Below are 20,826 nucleotides of genomic sequence, written 5' to 3' on the forward strand. Positions count from 1 at the left end.
TGCCGGCGCTGGCAAAAACAGTTCGCTCTACGCTTCTCCGAATGACGATCGTGGCCGTTGAGAAGCGCAACGGGGCGGAAGATAAGCCTAAGAATGCTTTGTATCAGGGCGCGACTTCAGTCGTGCCATTCCCCGCACCCCCCGAGCGGGCTTCGGCCCCTGTGCACAGCGGCTGCAACACCTTCGTAACCAGCCACATGATTTAATCAAAGAAAGAAATTGCAGCAACACCACGACCCTGGACGGCGGCCCATTTGAAGATCCTTCATGTCATTCCTACTTTGTCTCCTGCCTCTGGCGGACCTCCTGAAGCTCTTCGTAACCTCACCAAGGCTTACGGAGAGGCTGGTGTGGAAGTAGAAATCGTTTGCCAGGACGATCCCAAGGCCGACTACATCGCCCGCTGGACCGTTCCCGTCCACGCCACAGGCGCACGTCAGAACACTTACGGTAAGTCGCCCGAGTTGCTCGACTGGCTGCAGAAGAACGTGACCCGCTTCGACGGAGTCGTGATCAACAGCATCTGGACTTACCCGAGCGTTGCTGCCCATAAGGCGGCCAAGGGCAAGGTGCCGTACGTAGTCTTCACCCATGGCATGCTCGATCCCTACTTCAAGCGCAAGTACCCGGTTAAGCACCTGAAGAAGTATCTCTACTGGCCGGTCCAGTACCCCGTTCTGCGTGACGCGGAGCGCGTCATGTTTACCAGTCCGCTGGAGCGCGATCTTGCGCCGCAGAGCTTCTGGCCGCACAACTGGACGCCCTTCGTCGTACCCTACGGCACCGGCGAACCGGCCTTCGAGCCCGAGAAGCAGTCTGCCGCTTTCTACGAAATGCTTCCCGCACTGCGCGGCCGTCGCTACATGCTCTTCCTCTCGCGCATCCATACCAAGAAGGGTTGCGACCTGCTCGTGCAGGCCTTCGCGCGCGTAGCGAAAGGTCAACCCGATATTGATCTCGTCGTTGCCGGACCCGACCAGGAAGGCCTGGTTTCGAATCTGCAGCAGATGACCCGCGACCTGGGCATCGAATCGCGCGTGCACTGGCCCGGCATGCTGATCGGCGACGCCAAGTACGGCGCCATGCGCAACAGTGAAGCGTTCATCCTGCCCTCGCACCAGGAGAACTTTGGCGTGGTGGTCGCCGAGTCCCTTGCCTGCGGCCGGCCGGTGCTCATCTCGAACCAGGTAAACATCTGGCCGGAGATCGAGGAAGAAGCCGTAGGCCTCGTCGCACCTGACACGCTCGAAGGAACAGAAGAACTGCTGCGCAAATGGCTCGCCATGCCGGCAGCCCAGCAACAGGAGATGGCCGCCAAAGCTCTGCCGGTCTTCCGCAGACGCTACTCCATGACAAGCTGCGCCACAGCGATCAAGGGGCTCTTCGAAAGCTTCGGGAAAAAGTAGGAAGGCGCTTCGCTCTCTTGATTTGTCATTCCGAACGAAGTGAGGAATCTGCACTTCTGCTGACGGTCATCGAGGACCGGCTTTGTCCTCGCTTTGTATCAGGGCACGACTTCAGTCGTGCCGTCGCCGCAGTGAAAGACGATCGGCTTCAGCCGCTGTTTGCAGGGGCTGAAGCCCCGGTTATGTGATCCCGGAATGGCCTGACTGAAGTCATGCCCTGATACAAAACACGCAGATACATCTCTTAACCCAGACTTCGCATGCTCTCTTGATTTGTCATTCCGAACAAAGTGAGAAATCTGCACTTCTTCCAGCACAGGCAAGTAGCAGATCCCTCGACACTCCACTCCTCGGAATGACAAATCTTTAATGGAAAGAATCACGCAGGCCCAGCCGCGGTTCGCAGAGCGGGCACAAACAGGTAGGGCAGGGCTTTAGCCCTGCCATCAGGAACCAATCCATCAAGCGGCTTCAGCCGCTGAGGTCGCTCAAGCTTTCATCGCAGCCAACAGATCATCCAGCTCGCACCACAAAACCTGATGCTCGAAGAGCCGTCCAAAATGCCGAGAGACGGAGTTCGCAGCCTGCTCCATCGTGACCGGAGCATCTGTCTCAAGCTCGATGCTCGTCACCGCGCGATCCGAAATCCCACAAGGCACAATCAGGTCGAAATCACGCAGGTCGGTCGTAACGTTGAGCGCAAAACCATGCGACGTAATGCCGCGCGAGATATGCACGCCAATCGCAGCGATCTTTTTTTCGGCGATTGAGCCTCCGGCCAGCGTCCACACGCCGGTCCGTCCTGCAATGCGCTGCGTGGGAATCGCGTAGTCGGCGCAGGCTCGTATCAGCACCTCTTCGAGCACGCGCACATAATCGACCGCTCCAAGGCGCTTGCCCGAACCGTCCAGCGTGAAGCTGCGCAGGTCCATGATCGGGTAGCCGACCAACTGTCCCGGGCCGTGATAGGTCACATCGCCGCCGCGGTTGATCTCATGGATATCCACGCCGCGATAAGCGAGGAACTCGTCCGAGGCAATTACGTTTTTACGATCGGAGTTGCGGCCGAGCGTGAGCACTGGAGGGTGCTCGAGCAGAAGCAGGGTATTGCCGATCTGTCCGGCGTGGCGCGCTTCGACCAGCTGCTTCTGTATGGCAAGCGCCGAGGCGTAATCAATGCGGCCAAGATGGACCAGGTTCAGAATCATGTCTCTTACTAAAGATTAAGTCAGCAGGCGGAAAGATGCGCGCTGTTGCACCAGCTGAGCGCTCTGGCGCATCTGCTGTATTGTGCCGATGTCAAAGAAAGCCCCTGCAAAGTCTGCTGCCGAAAAAAAAACCGTTGTGCCGTACTTCTCCAGGGAAGCCCTGGACTTTCTTCGCAAGCTCAAGCGCAACAATCGCCGCGAATGGTTTGAGGCGCGGCGCGACGTGTATGAGAACGAGTTGAAGCAACCCATGCTTGCCCTCATCACGAGAGTGCTGCGCGGCATGGAAGAGTATGCGCCGGCTCACCTGCGCGCCCCGCAGAAGTGCCTGCTTCGCATCTACCGGGACATCCGCTTCTCCAGTGATAAGAGCCCTTACAAGACGCACGTCTCCGCATGGTGGTTGCGCGATGGCCTGCCGAAGACCTCCGGAGCCGGATACTATTTCCAGGTTTCTCCAACCGAGGTTCTGATTGCAGCCGGCGTTTACATGCCTCCGAAGGATCAGCTGCTCGCAGTGCGCCGCCATCTGCTCGAGCATCACGAGGAGTTCCGCAGGCTGATCGAGAACAGGAAGCTGCGCGCAAAGCTCGATCTCCACGATCCTGCACCTCTTTCTCGTCCACCGAAAGGCTTCCCCGCCGAGCATCCCGCCATCGAATGGATCAAGTGGCGCCAGTGGGGCGTAACAGTCAGCCTGCCGGCAGAGGAAGCGCTGAAGCCATCGCTGCCAAAGCTGGTGGAGGAGCGCTTCCGGCTTGCACAGCCGCTCGTCGATTACCTCAACGAGCCTCTTGTCGCTCTGGCTTCCCCGAAGAAAAAGCCTCTCTTCGCCCTTTACTAGGCGAGTCGGAAAGCCTATTCTTTCGCAATATTGCCTGCTCCCCGCAGCCGCTCTGGACGCGGGTTTGGACCCCTTCGGGTGACCAAAACCGGTCAAAAATGGCGAAAAATCGATAAAATCCGAAGAAACCCTAAAAAAACCTGTGGAAACTGCCCTTTTGCTGTTGACAACACTTTTCAAAAGCCGCAAGGTAGACGGCGGTGGGTCTCTCGAACCCGCATGAATACAGGGTTTCACCTGTCATGCTGGAACGGGAGCCGTCAGCAGCCGGCCACACCTGTTCGAATGCCGATTGCACTGAAACGTAACGAGGAGGAACACCAAAATGGCAACAGCACTTACAAAGACAGCTCTTGTGCGGCAGATGGCCGAAAAGCTCGAGTTGACCAACAAGCAGGCCGCAGCTTTCCTCGACCTGCTCGCAGAGACCGCAGTCAAAGAGACCAAGAAGAACGGCGTATTCGTGATTCCGGGACTCGGACGCCTCGTCAAGGCTGAGCGCAAGGCTCGCCTGGGCCGCAACCCGCAGACCGGTGAACAGATCAAGATCAAGGCGAAGACCGTCGTGAAGTTCCGCGTAGCCAAGGCTGCGAAGGACGTCATCGCTCCGCCGAAGAAGTAGTCAACACGAAATGCAGCATGGCAGCCGCCGCCATAACAGACAACCAGCGGCTTCAATTTAATAGGGAGAGGGAGACAGCTGAGGCGCGTCTCCCTTTTTATTTAGCCGGATCTATTCTGCAGTCCGCGGCAGGAACGCCTTCACCACCAGCGAAGCGCCGAAGCAGATGATAACCGCCTGCATCAGCAGGCTTGCGTTGTAACGCCAGGCAAGCACCGCGAAACATATCGCCAGCGCGACAGGATAGATCTCTCCCAGCAAAGCCTGCGCCCAGGATGGCCTCAGGGCCGACGCAGGCACGCGCGGCATAGCACGTGGCAGGATACGCGGCACACGCGTCTTATAGGCCCTGTACGCCTCACCCTGACGGCTTTCCAGAAACGCTTCTTCCCCCAGGATGAGCCGCAGCATCTGAAGCGCCGTTGCAATGAGAAAAAAAAGCGCCCCGGTGGGCGGCATAAGAATCGATACGGCAATCGAGACGAGGAAGCTGCCAAGGTACAGCGGATTGCGCAGGTGACGATAGGGCCCCTCCGCCACGACGGCCGGGGCATGCATGGCAGGGGATTTCACGGTAGCACTGCCGATATACGCTGCTCCCCATACGCGCAGCATGGCGCCAAGCACAACACATGCGATGGCAAGCGACGTAACCAGCAGCGAAGCGGGCTGCAGCTCGACCCAGTGATGCGAGGCGAGGAAGCCCGTCAACTCAAGCCATGTGGTGGTGATGTGGCCACGGTCTGCTCCGTAACGCAGCCACGGGGCCCAGAAGCCGAGCACGTAAAGCACGACACCGATCAGGAGACGAAAGCGAAACTCAAAGCGTGTGGCCTTCATGCGCGAACCTTGTAGAGAAATGTAATATGTAACTGTAGCTATTACAGTTACATATTTTTTATACCTTGTCGAGAAGCAGGCGGAGACGCCCGCCCGCCTCGCGCAGCTTTGCTTCTGCTTCCTCGCGACTGACCTTCAGCTTTTCCATCACGATGGCCGTGCGCACCGCACCGCCGCGTTCGAGCGCGGCCAGAGCCTGCTGCTGATCGAGCCCGGTGATGGCGGCGATAATGCGTCCGGCGCGATCGCGTAGCTTGTCGTTGGTCGGCTGCACGTTGATCATCAGGTTGCCGTAGACATAGCCCAGCTTCACCATCGTTCCGGTCGAAAGCATGTTGAGTACGAGCTTGGTGGCTGTGCCTGCCTTCATGCGCGTCGAACCGGTCACGACCTCTGCTCCCGTAACGGGAGTGATGGCAATGCCGGCCGCGAGCGCAACGGGCGAGCCGGCCACGCAGCTCAGGCCGATGGTGAGCGCTCCCAGTTCGCGGCCCAGCTCCATGCCGCCCAGTACATAGGGAGTGCGTCCGCTGGCCGCGATGCCGACCAGGACATCTTTGTCGCTGAACCCGCGATCGCGCAGGTCAGCCTTTCCCTGTTCAGGATCGTCTTCGGCTCGCTCCACCGATCGGCGCAGCGCTCCGTCTCCGCCTGCAATGATCCCTTGGACCAGCTCGGGAGGAACATTGTAAGTTGGCGGACACTCCGAAGCATCGAGCACTCCGAGACGGCCCGAGGTGCCGGCGCCGATGTAGAACAGGCGACCGCCCTGCTCCAGCCGGGCAACGATTCCATCGACAGCCTTCGCAACCTGCTCTGTCTGACTCTCTACCGCGGCAACTGCATCACGGTCGGCCTGATGCATCGCCGCGATCAATTCAGCAGTCGACATCGTGTCGAGGTTCACCGTCGCCGGGTTCTGTGCTTCTGTAGATAACTTTGCCAGTACTTCCACTTCTTCCTTCATCATCGAGAACTTTACTCCAGGCTGGGGCTGGCCCGCATAGTCATTTGTGAATCAGCTAAGCTCATGTCGCCACTTGCGGATGATTTCCAGTACGCTGACCGGCGCGTTGACTAGCCAGATCCATTTTCCTTGGATTGGACTCTGTGCAGCGTTGTGCCGCCGGATGGAGATGGGTGAGCAGAGGATGAAGGGGCCAGAACGCAAGAAGCGTAGAGAAGAGATGGTTTCACGAGCGGAGTTTGGAGAACACTGACTCCGCTCACAGTGGCACCAGCGTTACTTGCCCAGCATGTCGAGCAAGGTGTCAAAATCCTCAAGCCGGGAATACTCAATGATGACCCTGCCGCGTCCGTTCTTATCCTCAATACTGACCTTCAAGCCCAGGGCGCGCTGCAGAAGGTCGCGCGCTTCGCGAACATTTGGATCCAGAGGCTCCTTCACTTTCTGTTCGCCGTTCGGCTTTTTCTCGGGGTTGAGAAGTCCCTGGACGTAACTCTCCGTCTGCCGGACGGACATTGAAAGTGCCAGCACCTTCTGAGCCGCCTTGGTAATAGATTCTGGATTTTCGAGCGGCAAAAGCGCACGTGCATGGCCGAAGCTTAACTCCCCGCCTTCGACCTTTGCCTGCACATCCAGAGGAAGCCGTAGCAGGCGAAGAAAATTGGCTACTGAAGCGCGGTCCTTTCCGGTGCGCTGCGCCATCTGCTCCTGCGTCATCTTGAATTCCCGGCTCAGGCGATCGTAAGCACGAGCCTGTTCCATGGAATTCAGATCGGTGCGCTGCAGGTTTTCGACGATGGTGATCTCCATCGCCTGCTCGTCGGAAACCTGCCTCACGATGGCCGGGATGGTTGCCTTTTCGGCCTTTTGCGAAGCCAGCCAGCGGCGTTCCCCGGCAATAAGCTGAAAGCGTCCGCTTGCGAGGGGCCGCACGAGGATCGGTTGCACCACACCGGTTGCCCGGATCGAAGCTGCCAGTTCGCTCAGCTGCGCTTCGTCAAATCGTGTGCGCGTCTGGTACGGGTTACGCTCGATTTCGCTGAGAGGGATCTCCCGCGGTGTGCCTTCTACTGCCGTGGTCTTTGGTTCCACTGGAGCAGCGTTGGCTGTAATCTTTGGCAGCAGGGACTCGAGCCCCTTACCGAGTGCTTTACGTTTTGGGAGCTCCATGGCTTTCCCCTTCTTCAAGGTCATTTCTTCGGAATCTTCTCTTTCTCAATCGTCAACTCAGCCGTAGGGCCAGAAGCGGACATTCGCTTTCTTGCGGCCTTCTGCTGCATTCTTGCGGTCCTTTGCGCGTGGGCTTTCGACCTTGTTGCGGGCGAGCAACTCATCTCCGAGGTCGCGATAGCTTTCCGCTCCCCGGGAGCGCGGATCATAAAGTTGCACAGGCTTGCCGTAGCTCGGAGCCTCGGCAAGCCGGACATTGCGCGGGATAACCGTCTTGAAAAGCTTGTCTTTGAAGTATTCGCGCAGGTTCTCTGTTACCTGCTGAGCGAGGTTCGTACGGTCGTCGTACATGGTGAGCAGAACGCCTTCGACATCGAGCTTGGGATTGAATGCGCCCTTGACCCGTTCGAGTGTTTGCATCAATTCGCTGATGCCCTCAAGAGCGAAGTATTCAGCCTGCATGGGAACAACGAGGCTGTCGGCAGCGACGAGGCAATTCAAGGTAAGGAGATCGAGGGCCGGCGGGCAGTCGAGAATAACGTAGTCGTATTTCTCGCGCACCGGCTCGAGAGCCTGCCTCAGCTTATAGGTGCGCTCCTCCTGCTGGATCAGCTCGACCGTGGCGCCGATAAGGTTTTTGCTCGAGGGGATGAGCCAGAGGGTTTCGATCTCCGTCTGGAGAGTAGCGTCCTCGATGCTGCATTCGCCTATAAGGACCTGGTAGATGGACTTCCGTTCGTCGTCTCGTGGAAAACCGTAGCCGCCAGTGGAGTTTGCCTGCGGATCGCAGTCGATCAGGAGGGTTCTCAGCCCTTCAAGCGCCAGCGCTGCCGAGAGATTGATTGCGGTGGTGGTCTTTCCCACTCCGCCCTTTTGATTGACTATCGCAACGACCCGACTCATACCTGAGTAAGACTAACGATCTCAATGCTTTCCGGCAACGCTTTTGGCCTGTGCAGAACGTGGTTGAAACTGTGGAAGACTTTTGAGTTTCCGGAAGGGAGTTCGTAAGTCAAAGATAAAGGGAGGCTTTTGGTTCGTAAAAATAGACGGACGAGAATGCATCCAAAGGGCGGCGGTGGAAAACTCGATGTTCCACGTGGAACATCGAACAGCAATGGCTGCTATTGTTGGGGCGAAAAACAGGGCGAAAGGTGGAGCGGAAACGCCTTGGGTAGCTATGGAGTCTGAGCCACGACATAAAACCTGCAGTGAAGATGTTCCACGTGGAACACCCTACTTTGCGCCGGCCAGAAGGATTCCGCCCGGCAGTTGGCCTGGAGTTTTCAAATCTGACCAGTCCGCATCCGGAAGTGCAGTCCGCAGGCGGTCAGCGGAGCTCTCGGTAGAAAAAACGGCCAGAATTCCCGGCCTGCCGACCCTCCCCCAGGCCAAAGGGAGTGCCTCAAGGGTCTTGTCAACCGCTCGCATGGTGACGCAATCGAAGGTTAGAGATTCTGGGAGTGTCTCGACTCTCCCCCCGTGGACGGTCGCAGTGAGCTGCAGGGTGCGAACGGCCTCCCTCAGGAATGTAGCCTTTTTGTTTTGGGATTCAGCCAGGGTGACTTCGATTTCAGGTCGAGCCACCGCTATGGGGATGCCGGGAAACCCGGCCCCTGAGCCGAAATCGAGAAGTGTTTGAACGTGCGTCAGTTGCTGTGCGCAGGCGATGGATTCGACGATGTGCCGTTCGATTATTCCGGCTCGGTCCCGGACTGCGGTAAGGTTCTGCCGCGAATTCCAAAAGATCAGCAGGTCGAGATAGGCCTCGAGCTGTTCGATCATTCGAGGATCAAGCTGCTTCAGCCCATATTTCTCCAGGGCCTCAGCGATCACTCCGCCACCGATTCGCGAATGGTGCGGGGCTGCCAGTCTGCTGCAGCCTTTACAAAGGATTCAACGATGATCTTCGAAGCGGACTCATCAAAGGTGCGCTCAGGGTGCCACTGCACCGCGAGCACGAATTGCTCCCCTGTCCCTTCGAGGGCCTCGATCACTCCGTCCTCCCGGCTGCGGGCCACAATTTGCAGGCCGTCTCCGGGAGTAGCAATGGCCTGATGGTGGCTGCTGTTCACGGTCAGGCTTTCCGCGTTGAGGATTGCCGCCAGCCGTGATCCTGGCCGAACCGAGATCGCGTGAGCTTCCCGGACCTCGCGCCCCGGCTTGTGATTCACGCCGGTGGTCAGGTGCTGGATCAAAGTACCGCCACGCCAGACGTTCCACGACTGCAGGCCGTAGCAGATCCCGAGCAGTGGCTTGTGCAGGTTGGCTGCATCCTGCATCAGCAGTTCGTCTACTGCCTCGCGTGCCGGATCGGCCTCTCCGCACTCCGCTATCCGCGCCTCTCCGTATTTTTCAGGATCCACGTCGGCCCCGCTCCCGGGTAGCAGGACGCCTTCGCAGCTTGCAACCAGCTTCGCCGTCTCGGCCGGGCTCAGGTTGAGGGGAATCTTCACAGCTTCGCCCCCGGAGTGCTCCACTGCTGCCGCATACATCGGCCAGGAGCGCTCGTTATAGGCCTGATCTTTCAGGGTGGGTTCTGGAATCGCAATCCTGGGTCTTTTCATAATGAATCCTGGGCGAGAGCCGTCGCCGGTTCGGAAGCCTTTGCCGGCAAGGCGGGCTTCGGCGGTTCCTGAAGATAGGAGCGCTCGTAGTAAAGCCGCGCAATTGCTTCACGAACCTTTCGGGTGAGATCGTCGATCTCCTTCATCGAATACCCCTTCGTTTCGATCGGTTCCCCGGCAACTACCTCTATAGGAACGCGGTGAAACTCCCTCGTATGGATGGGCAGGAGTTCATATGTGCCCACCAGGGCAATCGGAACGATCGGTACGCCGGCTCGAATCGCCATGAACGCTGGCCCATTCAGAAATTCCTGGAGGTGCCCGTCGTTGGAGCGACCGCCTTCCGGAAAAATAAACACCGGCATGCCTGCTTTCAACGTCCGTATCGCGCTGCTGAGGCTCGCAATTGACGCTCGCGGATTCGATACGTTGACAGGCACCTGTCCCGAGCGCTGTAGATGCCAGCCAATGAACGGCAGTTTGAACAGCTCATGCCGGGCGACAATGCGGAACTGGAACGGCAGGTCGCCGAAGATCACAGGCGTGTCTGTATACGAGAGGTGATTGGCGACGTAAACGGCAACGCGTCCATCCAGGTGCTCCTTGCCAACAACCCTGACCTTCGCTCCGCTGATGCGAATCACAGTGCGTCCCCAACTCTGGGCGATAGCGTGCTGGGCCTTGCCGCCTTTATCCCATAGCGATGAGATAAGCGAGAGCGTTCCGTAAGCTGCAGTCAGGCCGAAGAAGAGCGGAGCCTGAACGAAGAAGCTTAATGCCCGTTCTCCCCAGGGCAGCGGATTCGGCCGCGGTTTGAGCATTTCCTTCACGCGCTTGCCCCTGCCAGCGAATCGCGGACCGCCCCTATCAGGTAGACGGATCCCGTCGCCACGACCAGCCCGCCTGACGGAGTCGATTCCCAGGCCTGCTTCAACGCGTCGGCTACATCGCTTGCTTCCGAGGTGTCCGCGCCTGTTGCCGCGGCTGCCTCCTGCATCTCGGCCATGGACGCGCGGCGAGGCGACTCCACCTCGGTGAGGACGACCTTATTGAAAAGAGGAAAGAGAATCTGCGCGATCTCGGCGACGGCTTTATCGCGCAGGCAGCCGAAAACGAGTGTCATCGACTTCGGCTCTGGGTCGAGGTGTGAAAGCGCCGAACGCAACGCCCATGCGCCCGCCGGGTTGTGCGCAACGTCAATCAACACGTCGGCACGATCTTCGCGCACGAAGCGCTCCAGGCGCCCAGGCCATTTCGTTCCGGCGATTCCCATGGAAATCTGCGAGGGCTTTAATTTGTAACCATTGCGGTTACTTAATTCAATTGCTGTTGCGATTGCAAGCGCAATATTTCTTTGCTGGTGCGAGCCCGAAAGAGGCGAACGCACTTCGATCTCTTCGCCCATTGCCTTGATGCGATAGCTGCCGTCGGCTGCAGCGCCATCCCGCCCAGGCAGGTAGTCAGCGGCGTTTATCCCGCGCACATTCTTCGAGACTGCTGCCTCGCCAATTGCCTGGTTTGCTTCAGGATGCTGCGGCAGCGTCACCAGAACGCCGTCTGGACGCAGGATCCCAGCCTTCTCGCCAGCGATGGCTGTAATGGTGTCTCCAAGCCAGTCGGTATGGTCGAGCGAGATGTCCGTAATCACTGAAACGAGGGGCTCGACGATGTTGGTTGCGTCAAGCCGTCCGCCCATGCCGACTTCGAGAACCGCGATGTCGACCTGCTGTTCAGCGAAGGCGACGAATGCAAGCGCGGTCATCGCCTCGAAGAAGCTGGGGAAGGCCTCGAGCTTACCTTCGGAGACGAGCTTCCGGGCGCAGTCGTCTACCCGGAAATAGCAGGCGGCAAAGTCATCATCTGAGATGAGTGTTGGTGCTCCACCCGCATTGAGGAACTGGATGCGCTCATTGACGCGCGAAAGGTGCGGCGATGTGTACAGGCCTACGCGATAACCGGCGTGGCTCAGTATCGATGCGAGTGTCGCCGAGGTTGAGCCCTTACCGTTGGTTCCGGCGACCAGTACGGAGGGAAACATCCGCTCCGGGTGCCCGAGCCCCTCGGTGAGAGTGCGCATCTGGCCGAGATCGAACTTGCGACGCGGCTTGCCCGCAGGGGCATGCAATTCCCCTGCGAGTGAGAAGAGTTCCTGGATGGCTGCCGCGTAGGACATCCCTCTATTTTAGAAGAACTCCGGCGTTACCGGACGGCCATGAAGCTGAGTGCGCGTTCGAGATAAGCCTTCATTTCCTTGCGGGGAACCACGGCGTCGAGGAAGCCGTGATTGAGCAGGAATTCGGAACGCTGGAAGCCTTCGGGCAGCTTCTGCCGGATCGTCTGTTCGATCACGCGCGGACCAGCGAAGCCGATCAGCGCGCCGGGTTCGCCTATATTAAGGTCGCCGAGCATGGCAAAGCTGGCGGTCACGCCCCCTGTGGTCGGATCGGTCAGCACGGAGATGAACGGGATGCCTGCTTCATCGAGCCGGGTGAGCGCCGCCGAAATCTTTGCAAGCTGCATCAGGCTGACAATGCCTTCCATCATGCGTGCGCCGCCCGAGGCGGCGACGATGAGCAGCGGATGCCGCGACTCGTAGGCGCGATCGGCTGCGCGGGCGATGGTCTCTCCTACGACAGCACCCATGCTGCCGCCGATAAAGCTGTATTCCATCGCGCTGACGACAACGGAGTGCTCGCCGAGCTTTCCAATGGCGTTGACGATGGCGTCGTTCAGGCCGGTATCGGCCTGGGCTTTGGCCAGGCGATCCTTATAGCGCTTAAGGTCGGAAAACTGCAGCGGATCGGTCGATTTCAGGTTCAGGTCGACCAGTTCGTAGCCCGGTTCGAGCAGCAGGTCGATCCGCGCCCTTGCGCCCATACGAAAATGATGCCCACATTTGGGGCAAACCATCATGTTGGCCTCGAGGTCGGCGCGCCAGATCACCTGGTCGCATGCCTCGCATTTGATCCAGAGCCCCTCGGTGCGTACCGATTTCTCGCTGGCGCTCTCGATATTGTTATCTTCCCGCCGAAACCACGACATCCCAGTTCTCTCCAACGCATCCACCTCCGTGATTCGGAAGGCCGCAGCCTAATGGCCGCAATGGTAAGGATGCCCGTTCATGATTGTAAATGCCCGGTACACCTGTTCGCTCAGCACCACCCGGGCCAGCTCGTGCGGCAGGGTCAAGGGACCGAATGACCATAATAAGGTTGCGCGTCGGCGCTCCTCGTCAGACCAGCCATCAGCGGGGCCAATCGCGAAGACAATCTGTTGCTGGCCTTCGTCGCGCTGCCGGCTGATCCATTGCGCAAGCTGCTCCGAAGAAAGTTGTTTGCCCCGTGGATCGAGGAGCACCAGCACGGGCGATGTCCGGGCTTTTTGCTTCTCCGTGGCTTCGAAGAAAGCAGCGCTTGTGCGGTAGAGTTGAGCCTCGGCGGGTGCGTAGGGCTGCAGACGCGACAGGTACTCAGAGCTGAGCTCCTCAAATGGTCCACTGCGGCTGCGAGGAGCGATGGCGACAAGGGTAATCCGCACGTTTATCGGCCATCCTCTGGGGAAATACAGAAAATTAAAATATTGGATTACTTATACCAAAAACTGTAGGTGTCGATTTCAAAACCAGAATCCGGGACGAATCGGCTTAGTTCTGAGGTAACTCGACGCCGACGATCTGCCAATAGTAAACGCTTTCATTTGTGTTAATTGCGGAACAATTTCTTGGCAAAATCCCTCCCCTTAGTAACCCGACTAAGAAGCTGTTTCTCCGCTATCAAGATGGCATAACAATTGCAGTACCAAAGAGTAAGTACCTGCTTGACTTTCCAATATCCGATCCAGTTTCGCAGCAAATGCCTCATTGGAAGGGCATCTATAGCTCGGATCGATTTACCAGTATCAAACCGGAGAAGCAAATGAAGTCTTTGAAGATCCAACTGTTCTTTGTTCTGCTGTTGGTTCCTATCTTTATAGGTAGCACGTTCCGCGCGATTGCTCAGAACGTCTCTTCCGCCATCCATGGAACGGTAACAGACGCCTCGGGCGCCGCCGTGCCAAATGCCTCGGTTGTTGTGACCAACACCAGCACCGGCATCCAGACGAAGACCACGACGGATGGTAAGGGCTACTACACCCTGCCCCAGCTCCAGCCGGGCGGCCCGTATGAAGTCAAGATCGACGCAACGGGTTTCAAGCAGTTCACCAACTCCGGTTTCACGCTGAACGTGAACGACAATCACGAGACCAGCGCCAAGATGGAAGTCGGCTCGGGCAGCACGACTGTCGAAGTCTCCGCGACCGCTCTCCAGGTCGAGACCTCCGACACGCAGCTGAAGCAGATCGTTACCGCGCAGCAGCTTGAACAGATCCCGCTCTTTGGTCGTGACGCTTCCGGCCTCCAGAAGCTGAGCCCGGGCGTCGTAGAGTCGAGCGACCGTTTCGGCAACTTCTCCAGCAACGGCAACCAGACCACGCAGAACTCGTACCTGCTGAACGGCACCGACATTAATGATGGTGCTCTCCAGAACGAAGGCATCACGGTCAACCCGGACGCGCTGAGCGAGGAGAACGTTCTTACCAGCACGATGAATCCCGAGTTTGCCCGCAACTCCGGTGCGGTCGTCAACCAGATCATCAAGTCCGGCACCAACAGCATTCATGGCAACGCGTTCGAATATTACCGCGATTCGTTCATGAATGCGACGCCCTACCTGGCGACGAAGCCCAACTTCCACCAGAACCTCTACGGCGGAACAGTCGGGTTTCCTGTGATCAAGAACAAGCTTTTCGGTTTTCTTGGTTACCAGGGTCTCCGCAACCGAGTTGGAAACAGCTACGGCAACAATACGTTTTCGAACGAAAACTTTACCGGGGACTTCACGGCCGATTCGAACTACTTTACGGGCGGCACCAACTCAGCCGGTTTGAGCAACAACCCGCTTCCATTTGCGGTAAACGGCTGCGCCGCCGGCACGGCCTGGAACCAGTGCTTCAAAAACGGCAGCGTGGTGGTTCCCACCAGCCAGTGGAATCCGCTGGCGCTGAACTTCACCAACAAGTACATTCCGCACCCGAATCAGTCTGACAGCACCTACCTCTTCAACACGGCTAATACAGGAGCCCAGGATCAGGGCATCATCCGCGTGGACTTTACGCCGAGCGCGTCCGACAGCGTTTCAGCGTATACCCTCTTCCAGTCGAGCCCTTCCAACAACACGCTTTCGTTTGGTGGAGGTAGCTTCCCTGGTTTCGGGGAAGTGAACGCTGAGCACTTCAAGCTATTCGGTGCAGCCTGGACCCATACCTTCAATCCTTCGACTCTCAACGAGCTCCGCGCTGGTTACTATCGCTTTAACTACGCTTCGGTCCAGCCGCAGAATCCGGCGCTGCCCAGCTCCTTTGGCTTCACCGGAATTACCCCGCAGGACACTGCTGCAGCGGGCTTTCCTTACCTGAATATCGGAACCTTCGCCCTCGGTAACAGCTACGAAGGACCTCAGCCCCGTCTCGATAGCAACCTGAGCTTTGGCGATAACTTCACCAAGATCATCGGCGGACATACGCTCAAGTTCGGCGCATTGTGGGAGCAAATGCGTGTCGACAATCCGTTCTCTTACTACAACAACGGTGAGTTCGATTTCACGGGTGCAGGACAATACTCATCGGGTGATCCGTTCGTCGACTTCGCTCTTGGCATTCCGGACGACTACAACCAGACCAGTAACGGCGACATCAATGCGATGTCTTCGGAGATCTATGCTTACGGGCAGGATAGCTGGAAGGTTTCGAACGACGTAACCGTCAACTTCGGTCTCGCCTGGGACGTTGAGAAGCCGACAACGAATGCGCAGTTCGGCGGTCTTGGTATCAATTGCTGGGCAAACACCAGTGCTACCTCGAACGTATTTCCAGGAGCCGCACCGGGTCTGTTCTTTCCTGGCGATCCGGGTTGCAACCGCGCCGGTGGTCCCACCACGCACTACAACCGTTTCGCTCCGCGTGTTGGCCTTGCCTGGTCGCCTTCGGATGGTCCTTCGTTCCTGCTTGGAGCTCCCGGCGAGCACAAGTTCTCGGTCCGCATGGGCTACGGTATCTACTACAACCGTGACCAGGAAGAGCAGTCGCTCCAGAACCTGGAAGATCCTCCGTTCTTCTTCTTCTCGCAGGGCGCTTTGGCATACGGCGGCAGCCCAGCCTTTGCTACGCCTTTCAGCGATGTCACGGGCAACGCCGCGGCTTCTGGTCCGAACCAGTTCCCCTTCGTAACTCCGAAGGCAGGCGATACCAATATCGACTGGGCTGACCTCTACAGCTATCTGCAGTTGGCCACTTTCGACAAGAAGCTCTACACCGTTCCTTATTCGCAGAATTTCAACATCACGATTCAGCGCGAATTGCCGGGCAACTCCGTCTTACAGATTGGCTACGTCGGATCGCTCGGCCGTCACCTGGCAAGCTGGTATGAAGGCGACCCCATCACTCCTGCTGGCCATGCTGCCTGCCTTGCGGATCCGAGTTGCAGCCAAACCAGCAATCGTAACTACCTCCACCGCTTCTATCCGCAGTATGCCGCGCAGCCTGCTCTGACGCCCGGCGGATCTCCGTGGTACCGCAGTGTTGCTGTGCAGACAACGGAGAACGCATCGAACTACAACGCTCTGCAGGTCAGCCTCGTCAAGGGCAGCACGCATGGCTTGAGTGGATCGGTTGCTTATACCTACGCGCATGGTCTCGATAACGGATCGGGTTACGAGAGCGTAACCGGGGGCGCCGGCACAGCAGGTGTTGGACCGTCGCAGATCTACACTCCCGGCTACAAGTACCTGAACTACGGCGATTCGGACTACGATGCCCGTCATCGTATCGCTGCTTCGTACGTATATGAGGTTCCGGTCTTTGCCTCCATCCGCGACAACCGCATTCTCCGGAATACGCTGTCTGGATGGGAAGTTGCCGGTATTACCGCACTCCAGTCTGGTTTCCCGATCGGCATCACGCAGGGCGCGGATCGTTCGCTCTGGTGCGATGCTGACAGCTACTTCGGCTGCGGCGATCGTCCAAACGTCTCGAACTTCAACATCAAGAAGGTCGATCCGCGGAAACTTACTTCCTTCAACGGCGGAGCACTGTCGCACTACTACTTTGCACCGACGAACTTCAGCAACGAGACCGTGGGAACCTTCGGCAATGCGAAGCGTAACTTCCTGCACGGACCTGGTTTCGACTACACCAACCTGCAGCTCTCGAAGAACTTCCACCTGTTCGCGGCGCACGAGGAGCGTTACCTCCAGTTGCGCGTCGAAGGAGCGAACGTCTTCAATCACGCGAACTTCGCTTCGCCGATCGGAACATTCAACTCCGCTACCTTTGGACAGGTGCAGGGTGTTCTGCAGTCGGCTGATCCGAACTCCGATCCGGCTCCGGCTCGTCAGTTCCAGTTCGTCGGTAAGTTCTTCTTCTAAGAACTATCTCTCAACCTAAAAAGGCGCGGCCAAAAAGCCGCGCCTTCTTTTAAGCCGTACTTAGCGTTTGTAGATCACTCCGTTCTTCATCACGAAAGCTACCTGCTTCATCACCGCGATGTCCTGAAGAGGATTGCCGGGAACGGCAATGATGTCCGCGTAAAAGCCGGGCTTGAGTTGTCCCACCTGGTCCTGCCATCCGAGGAGCTTTGCTCCGTTGAGCATGTCGGCCTGCAGTACGGCCAGCGGCTTCATTCCGTATTCGACCATCAATTCGAGCTCGCGTGCCTGGGTTCCGTGCGGGAACGGGCCTACATCACTGCCGACGGCGAAAGGAATGCCGGCCGCCATCTGTTTCTTGAATTGCGCCGCATGGTAAGCGATGAGCTTTCCTTCGAGCTCAGCCTCCTTCGCTCCAGTGGCATGCTGTTCGAAGTATTCGGAGATGGCGAAGGTCGGTACCGCCGGGATTCCCTTCTCGCGCATCAGGCGCATCGTCTCGTCGTCCAGCTGCACGGCATGGTCTATGGAGGCGACTCCGGCCTGCGCGGCGTAAAGCGTCCCCGGCTCGCCCATGGCGTGCACGCCGACCGTCGTGCCCAGCCTTGCGGCTTCGTCTACGGCAGCTTTCAGCTCGGCGACCGTGTATTGATAGGGCGTGGAAAGGATGCCGTCCTTCAGCGAATCGTGGCCGGTCTCGTAAATCTTTACGAAGTCCGAGCCTTCCTTATGCTGCTCGCGGATTGTTGTGACAAGCTCCGCCGCATTGTTGGCGTAGTCGGCATTCGAGAGCACGTGTTGCGCGGGATTGAAATGGATGGCGTCTTCATGCCCGCCGAGCACGCTGATGGCGTTGCCGCTGATGCGCATGCGCGGTCCGGGGATCAGCCCGTTATTTATGGCGTCGCGCACCGCGGTGTCGGCGGAGCCGGCGCCTTCGGTTCCCATATCCCGTTCTGCGGTGAATCCGCCCATCAGGTCGTCGCGGGCGGCGAGAGTGGCGAGGATGGTGCGCTGGGGAACCGACTCTTCCACAGTTTGCAGGTCTTCGGCTCCGGGATGGAGGAAAAGATGTACATGCACGTCGATCATGCCGGGCGTGAGGATGCGATCGCCGAGATCGATCAATTCGGCACCTGCAGGATGCGCGACGGAGCGGCCAACGGCACCGATGCGCTCGCCTTCCACCAGTACTTCGCCGGGCGAGAGGATTGTGCCCGTTGCGACGTCGAGCAGCCTGGCCGCGTGCAGCACGATGGGTTTCGGCTGCTGGGCATGCAGAACGGCGGTAGAAGCGCTAAGCGCGAGAAGCGTAAGAAGGCGGGATCTGGCTCTCATGCGGGAAGTGTAAGGCCTTACGGGCCCGTGTCGACAGCAAATCCGGTGCGGTGCATCCTATAATTCATCGCCATGACAAAGGTCTTCACGCTGCGTGACAGCATTCTCGTCGAAGCTCCTATCGAGCGCTGCTTCCAGCTCTCTACGTGTATTGCGATTGTCGAGAGTGAATTGAAAATGCGTCCCATGGACGGGCCTGCGGACGGCTTTGTGACGGATGGCGACACGGTCCTTTGGCGAGGCTGGAAGTTCGGCCTGCCGCAGCTGCATGAAAGCCTGATCGAGGCGTTCGATCCGCCCCGCTTCTTTCGCGACCGCATGTTGCGCGGGCGCTTTCACACCTTCGAGCACGATCACTATTTTCTCGACCAGAAGGATGGGACGGTGATGCTGGCGGACGAACTGCGGTTCAGTATGCCGTTTGGCCGGTTGGGGGAACTCGTGGGGAAGTTGCTGCTGGTACCGCATATCCGGGGGTTGATGCACCGGCGCTTTGCGCGGCTGAAGCGGACGGCCGAGAGCGAGGACTGGCGGCAGTACTTAGAAGGTGCAGGCTCATCGCTTCGGCCGGAATGACAATCCTACGGTTTTGGGGAAATAACATCGCGGCGCGATATAATTAGATCGTGACGCGATCTAAAAAAGAGAAGTCCGACAGGGGCGAAAGCCGAAAGATCGACCGTAAAGACCTGCGGGAGCTGGCTGAGTTCCGCTATTCATTGCGGAAATTTCTGCGTTTCAGCGAGAATGCGGCGCGCAGGCATGGGGTGACTCCGCAGCAGCACCAGCTGATGCTGGGCGTGGCCGGGTTCACGAAGTCGGGTACGGCTACTATCTCGGAGCTGGCCGAGTTTCTGCAGGAGAAGAATCACTCCGTGGTCGGCCTGGTGGAGCGGGCGGTTGAGAGCGGCCTGGTGAGCCGTGCCAGCAGCGAAGCCGACCGCCGTGCCGTGGTCGTCTCGCTGACGCCGCGTGGCGAAGAGGTCCTGGCCGAGCTTACCGAGATTCATCACGATGAAGTGAAGCGGATGCGCACGGGCTGGAAGAAGCGCAAATGAGCGGGAGGCATCTTTATCATCGCTACCGCGGACTGGTCCGCAAGGATCTAAGCGAGGTCTACGCGCGGGATCTGCGCAAGTGGCTGATCGTCGCCCCGGTTATTGGCGCCGTTACCGGGCTTGCGATTACTGGTATTGCGGTGATCATCCTCGGCAAGCTATGGCCTGCGGTGCTCGGCTACTATCTTCGTCACCACTGGGCGATCCTGCCGGGTCTGCTGCTGGGCTTCATCGCGACCGGGCTCATCATGCAGTTTCTAACTCCAAACCCCGACGATCACTCTACCGAGGAGATCATCCGTGCCTACCATGAGCATGAGGGGCGGGTGAACATGCGTCCTTTTCTGCCGAAGCTGCTGGCCGCCATTGCGACGGTTGGCTTCGGAGGCAGTGCTGCGCTTGAGGGGCCGAGCATCTATGGCGGAGCGGCGATCGGCTCCTGGCTGTGGGCACACCTGCGCCGTCTCCGGCTGACGGAGCGCGACCGGCGCATCATGCTTATCTGCGGCGCGGCTGCCGGCATGTCAGCGGTCTTTCGCGCGCCGCTGACGGGTATCGTCTTTGCGCTGGAGATGCCGTATCGCGATGACCTGGCGCATGAGGCGCTGGTGCCTTCGCTCATCGCATCGGTCGTCTCCTTCGTTACCCTCAGCAGTTTCCTTGGCAGCGAGCCACTCTTCAACTTTCATGCTGCCGCGGGCTATACGCGCCAGGACCTCTACTGGAGCGCGCTGCTGGGCGTGTTGATCGGGCTGGTTGCGATGGTTTTTGTCATCACCTTCCGGCGTGCGCGCGGCTTCTTTATCCGCCTGCGGATCCCGCACTGGCAGAAGCTTGCGCTGGGCGCTCTGCTTACGGGCATCTGCGGCCTGCTGTTCCTTGCGATCTACCCCGGAAACATGATTCCCATCGGGCCGAATTACGAAGCGGTCGGACAGATCCTGGGGCAACCGCACAGTTCAGCGCAGCTCATTATCTTCAGCTTGCTCAAGCTTGCGGCCACGCTGTCTACACTTGCGGTGGGCGGCGTGAGTGCGATGTTTGTGCCGCTCTTTCTGACCGGAGGCAGCCTCGGCATTGCTTTTGCGCAGTCCGTGGTGCACACGCAGTCGCTGGGGCTGTATGCGGCGGTAGGCATGGCGTCCTTCATTGCTGCCGGGTATAAGACGCCGTTGGCGGCTGTCGTCTTTGTGGCGGAAGCCACGGGCGGACATGCTTTCATCATTCCTGCGTTGATTGGATCGGCGCTGGCCTATGCTGTCTCGGGTGACGCATCCGCATCCGGCGATCAGCGTCTCCACGAAGGCGCGCGGGTTCTCGAAAAGAGCAGCGAATAGGAAGCGGGC

Annotated in this window: 19 protein-coding genes; 7 read left to right on the top strand and 12 right to left on the bottom strand. The window is 58.6% G+C overall.

The window, feature by feature from the left end; genetic code table 11:
* The first annotated feature begins 254 nt into the window (after positions 1–254).
* Complete coding sequence (locus LJD29_RS08130; protein ID WP_446745255.1) at positions 255–1,406, top strand: glycosyltransferase; 1,152 nt, start codon at positions 255–257, stop codon at positions 1,404–1,406.
* 488 nt (positions 1,407–1,894) lie between these two features.
* Here the strand turns inward: LJD29_RS08130 and lipB are convergent, their stop codons facing one another.
* Positions 1,895–2,614 (bottom strand): lipoyl(octanoyl) transferase LipB, encoded by a 720-nt coding sequence (gene lipB / locus LJD29_RS08135; protein ID WP_446745256.1) that lies wholly within the window; start codon positions 2,612–2,614, stop codon positions 1,895–1,897.
* 88 nt (positions 2,615–2,702) lie between these two features.
* Here lipB and LJD29_RS08140 point away from each other — a divergent pair, with 88 nt between their 5' ends.
* Both LJD29_RS08140 and LJD29_RS08145 read left to right on the top strand, forming a co-directional pair.
* Complete coding sequence (locus LJD29_RS08140) at positions 2,703–3,458, top strand: DUF2461 domain-containing protein (RefSeq protein WP_446745257.1); 756 nt, start codon at positions 2,703–2,705, stop codon at positions 3,456–3,458.
* A gap of 325 nt (positions 3,459–3,783) precedes the next feature.
* A complete protein-coding gene (locus tag LJD29_RS08145) occupies positions 3,784–4,080 on the top strand; it encodes an HU family DNA-binding protein (protein ID WP_446745258.1) in 297 nt (98 codons plus the stop codon).
* Between the two features lie 111 nt (positions 4,081–4,191).
* Here the strand turns inward: LJD29_RS08145 and LJD29_RS08150 are convergent, their stop codons facing one another.
* The 10 genes from LJD29_RS08150 to LJD29_RS08195 form a co-directional block, all read right to left on the bottom strand.
* A complete protein-coding gene (locus LJD29_RS08150) occupies positions 4,192–4,920 on the bottom strand; it encodes a methyltransferase family protein (protein WP_446745259.1) in 729 nt (242 codons plus the stop codon).
* A gap of 58 nt (positions 4,921–4,978) precedes the next feature.
* Positions 4,979–5,890 (bottom strand): N-acetylmuramic acid 6-phosphate etherase, encoded by a 912-nt coding sequence (gene murQ, locus LJD29_RS08155; RefSeq protein ID WP_446745260.1) that lies wholly within the window; start codon positions 5,888–5,890, stop codon positions 4,979–4,981.
* A gap of 273 nt (positions 5,891–6,163) precedes the next feature.
* Positions 6,164–7,057, bottom strand: a complete 894-nt coding sequence (locus LJD29_RS08160; protein ID WP_446745261.1) for a ParB/RepB/Spo0J family partition protein — start codon at positions 7,055–7,057, stop codon at positions 6,164–6,166.
* Positions 7,058–7,114: 57 nt separating this feature from the next.
* The gene (locus LJD29_RS08165; protein ID WP_446745262.1) at positions 7,115–7,960 is read right to left on the bottom strand and encodes a ParA family protein; all 846 of its coding nucleotides are present in this window, start codon (positions 7,958–7,960) and stop codon (positions 7,115–7,117) included.
* 333 nt (positions 7,961–8,293) lie between these two features.
* Positions 8,294–8,893, bottom strand: coding sequence for a 16S rRNA (guanine(527)-N(7))-methyltransferase RsmG (gene rsmG, locus LJD29_RS08170; protein ID WP_446745263.1), 600 nt, complete (start codon positions 8,891–8,893; stop codon positions 8,294–8,296).
* Positions 8,890–9,624: a gamma-glutamyl-gamma-aminobutyrate hydrolase family protein gene (locus LJD29_RS08175; protein ID WP_446745264.1), complete on the bottom strand. Its 735-nt coding sequence runs from the start codon at positions 9,622–9,624 to the stop codon at positions 8,890–8,892. Before LJD29_RS08175 ends, rsmG begins: the two co-directional genes overlap by 4 nt.
* Positions 9,621–10,445 (bottom strand): lysophospholipid acyltransferase family protein, encoded by an 825-nt coding sequence (locus LJD29_RS08180; RefSeq protein ID WP_446745265.1) that lies wholly within the window; start codon positions 10,443–10,445, stop codon positions 9,621–9,623. The genes LJD29_RS08175 and LJD29_RS08180 overlap by 4 nt, the downstream gene beginning before the upstream one ends.
* 5 nt (positions 10,446–10,450) lie before the next feature.
* Positions 10,451–11,797 (bottom strand): bifunctional folylpolyglutamate synthase/dihydrofolate synthase, encoded by a 1,347-nt coding sequence (locus LJD29_RS08185; RefSeq protein ID WP_446745266.1) that lies wholly within the window; start codon positions 11,795–11,797, stop codon positions 10,451–10,453.
* A gap of 26 nt (positions 11,798–11,823) precedes the next feature.
* Positions 11,824–12,666, bottom strand: a complete 843-nt coding sequence (gene accD, locus LJD29_RS08190) for an acetyl-CoA carboxylase, carboxyltransferase subunit beta (protein ID WP_446745267.1) — start codon at positions 12,664–12,666, stop codon at positions 11,824–11,826.
* A 48-nt stretch (positions 12,667–12,714) separates the two neighbouring features.
* Positions 12,715–13,161, bottom strand: coding sequence for a 23S rRNA (pseudouridine(1915)-N(3))-methyltransferase RlmH (locus LJD29_RS08195; protein ID WP_446745268.1), 447 nt, complete (start codon positions 13,159–13,161; stop codon positions 12,715–12,717).
* Positions 13,162–13,538: 377 nt separating this feature from the next.
* Here LJD29_RS08195 and LJD29_RS08200 point away from each other — a divergent pair, with 377 nt between their 5' ends.
* A complete protein-coding gene (locus tag LJD29_RS08200; RefSeq protein ID WP_446745269.1) occupies positions 13,539–17,084 on the top strand; it encodes a carboxypeptidase-like regulatory domain-containing protein in 3,546 nt (1,181 codons plus the stop codon).
* 60 nt (positions 17,085–17,144) lie between these two features.
* On the opposite strand, the gene LJD29_RS08205 is transcribed toward LJD29_RS08200, so the two are convergent.
* Positions 17,145–18,422 carry a metal-dependent hydrolase family protein gene (locus tag LJD29_RS08205; protein WP_446745270.1) on the bottom strand — a complete coding sequence of 426 codons (1,278 nt, stop codon included), beginning with the start codon at positions 18,420–18,422 and terminating at the stop codon, positions 17,145–17,147.
* A 72-nt stretch (positions 18,423–18,494) separates the two neighbouring features.
* Between LJD29_RS08205 and LJD29_RS08210 the strand changes: the two genes are divergently transcribed.
* Genes LJD29_RS08210 through LJD29_RS08220 form a run of 3 tightly spaced genes read left to right on the top strand, consistent with a single transcriptional unit; the run spans position 18,495 to position 20,817 of the window.
* Positions 18,495–18,998 (top strand): SRPBCC family protein, encoded by a 504-nt coding sequence (locus tag LJD29_RS08210; protein WP_446745271.1) that lies wholly within the window; start codon positions 18,495–18,497, stop codon positions 18,996–18,998.
* A gap of 50 nt (positions 18,999–19,048) precedes the next feature.
* The gene (locus LJD29_RS08215) at positions 19,049–19,480 is read left to right on the top strand and encodes a MarR family winged helix-turn-helix transcriptional regulator (RefSeq protein ID WP_446745272.1); all 432 of its coding nucleotides are present in this window, start codon (positions 19,049–19,051) and stop codon (positions 19,478–19,480) included.
* Positions 19,477–20,817 (top strand): chloride channel protein, encoded by a 1,341-nt coding sequence (locus LJD29_RS08220; protein ID WP_446745273.1) that lies wholly within the window; start codon positions 19,477–19,479, stop codon positions 20,815–20,817. Before LJD29_RS08215 ends, LJD29_RS08220 begins: the two co-directional genes overlap by 4 nt.
* Positions 20,818–20,826 lie beyond the last annotated feature (9 nt).

The organism is Silvibacterium acidisoli (genome assembly GCA_022870745.1).
Classification (GTDB): domain Bacteria; phylum Acidobacteriota; class Terriglobia; order Terriglobales; family Acidobacteriaceae; genus Silvibacterium.

What these genes read in the sequence shown, in the direction of transcription:
- LJD29_RS08220 (WP_446745273.1), top strand. Translation starts at nt 19,477, where the DNA reads ATGAGCGGGAGGCATCTTTATCATCGCTACCGCGGACTGGTCCGCAAG.
- LJD29_RS08185 (WP_446745266.1), bottom strand. Translation starts at nt 11,797, where the DNA reads ATGTCCTACGCGGCAGCCATCCAGGAACTCTTCTCACTCGCAGGGGAA.
- LJD29_RS08165 (WP_446745262.1), bottom strand. Translation starts at nt 7,960, where the DNA reads ATGAGTCGGGTCGTTGCGATAGTCAATCAAAAGGGCGGAGTGGGAAAG.
- lipB (WP_446745256.1), bottom strand. Translation starts at nt 2,614, where the DNA reads ATGATTCTGAACCTGGTCCATCTTGGCCGCATTGATTACGCCTCGGCG.
- LJD29_RS08140 (WP_446745257.1), top strand. Translation starts at nt 2,703, where the DNA reads ATGTCAAAGAAAGCCCCTGCAAAGTCTGCTGCCGAAAAAAAAACCGTT.
- LJD29_RS08175 (WP_446745264.1), bottom strand. Translation starts at nt 9,624, where the DNA reads ATGAAAAGACCCAGGATTGCGATTCCAGAACCCACCCTGAAAGATCAG.
- LJD29_RS08150 (WP_446745259.1), bottom strand. Translation starts at nt 4,920, where the DNA reads ATGAAGGCCACACGCTTTGAGTTTCGCTTTCGTCTCCTGATCGGTGTC.
- LJD29_RS08205 (WP_446745270.1), bottom strand. Translation starts at nt 18,422, where the DNA reads ATGAGAGCCAGATCCCGCCTTCTTACGCTTCTCGCGCTTAGCGCTTCT.
- LJD29_RS08210 (WP_446745271.1), top strand. Translation starts at nt 18,495, where the DNA reads ATGACAAAGGTCTTCACGCTGCGTGACAGCATTCTCGTCGAAGCTCCT.
- LJD29_RS08145 (WP_446745258.1), top strand. Translation starts at nt 3,784, where the DNA reads ATGGCAACAGCACTTACAAAGACAGCTCTTGTGCGGCAGATGGCCGAA.
- LJD29_RS08160 (WP_446745261.1), bottom strand. Translation starts at nt 7,057, where the DNA reads ATGGAGCTCCCAAAACGTAAAGCACTCGGTAAGGGGCTCGAGTCCCTG.
- LJD29_RS08200 (WP_446745269.1), top strand. Translation starts at nt 13,539, where the DNA reads ATGAAGTCTTTGAAGATCCAACTGTTCTTTGTTCTGCTGTTGGTTCCT.
- accD (WP_446745267.1), bottom strand. Translation starts at nt 12,666, where the DNA reads ATGTCGTGGTTTCGGCGGGAAGATAACAATATCGAGAGCGCCAGCGAG.
- LJD29_RS08180 (WP_446745265.1), bottom strand. Translation starts at nt 10,445, where the DNA reads ATGCTCAAACCGCGGCCGAATCCGCTGCCCTGGGGAGAACGGGCATTA.
- murQ (WP_446745260.1), bottom strand. Translation starts at nt 5,890, where the DNA reads ATGATGAAGGAAGAAGTGGAAGTACTGGCAAAGTTATCTACAGAAGCA.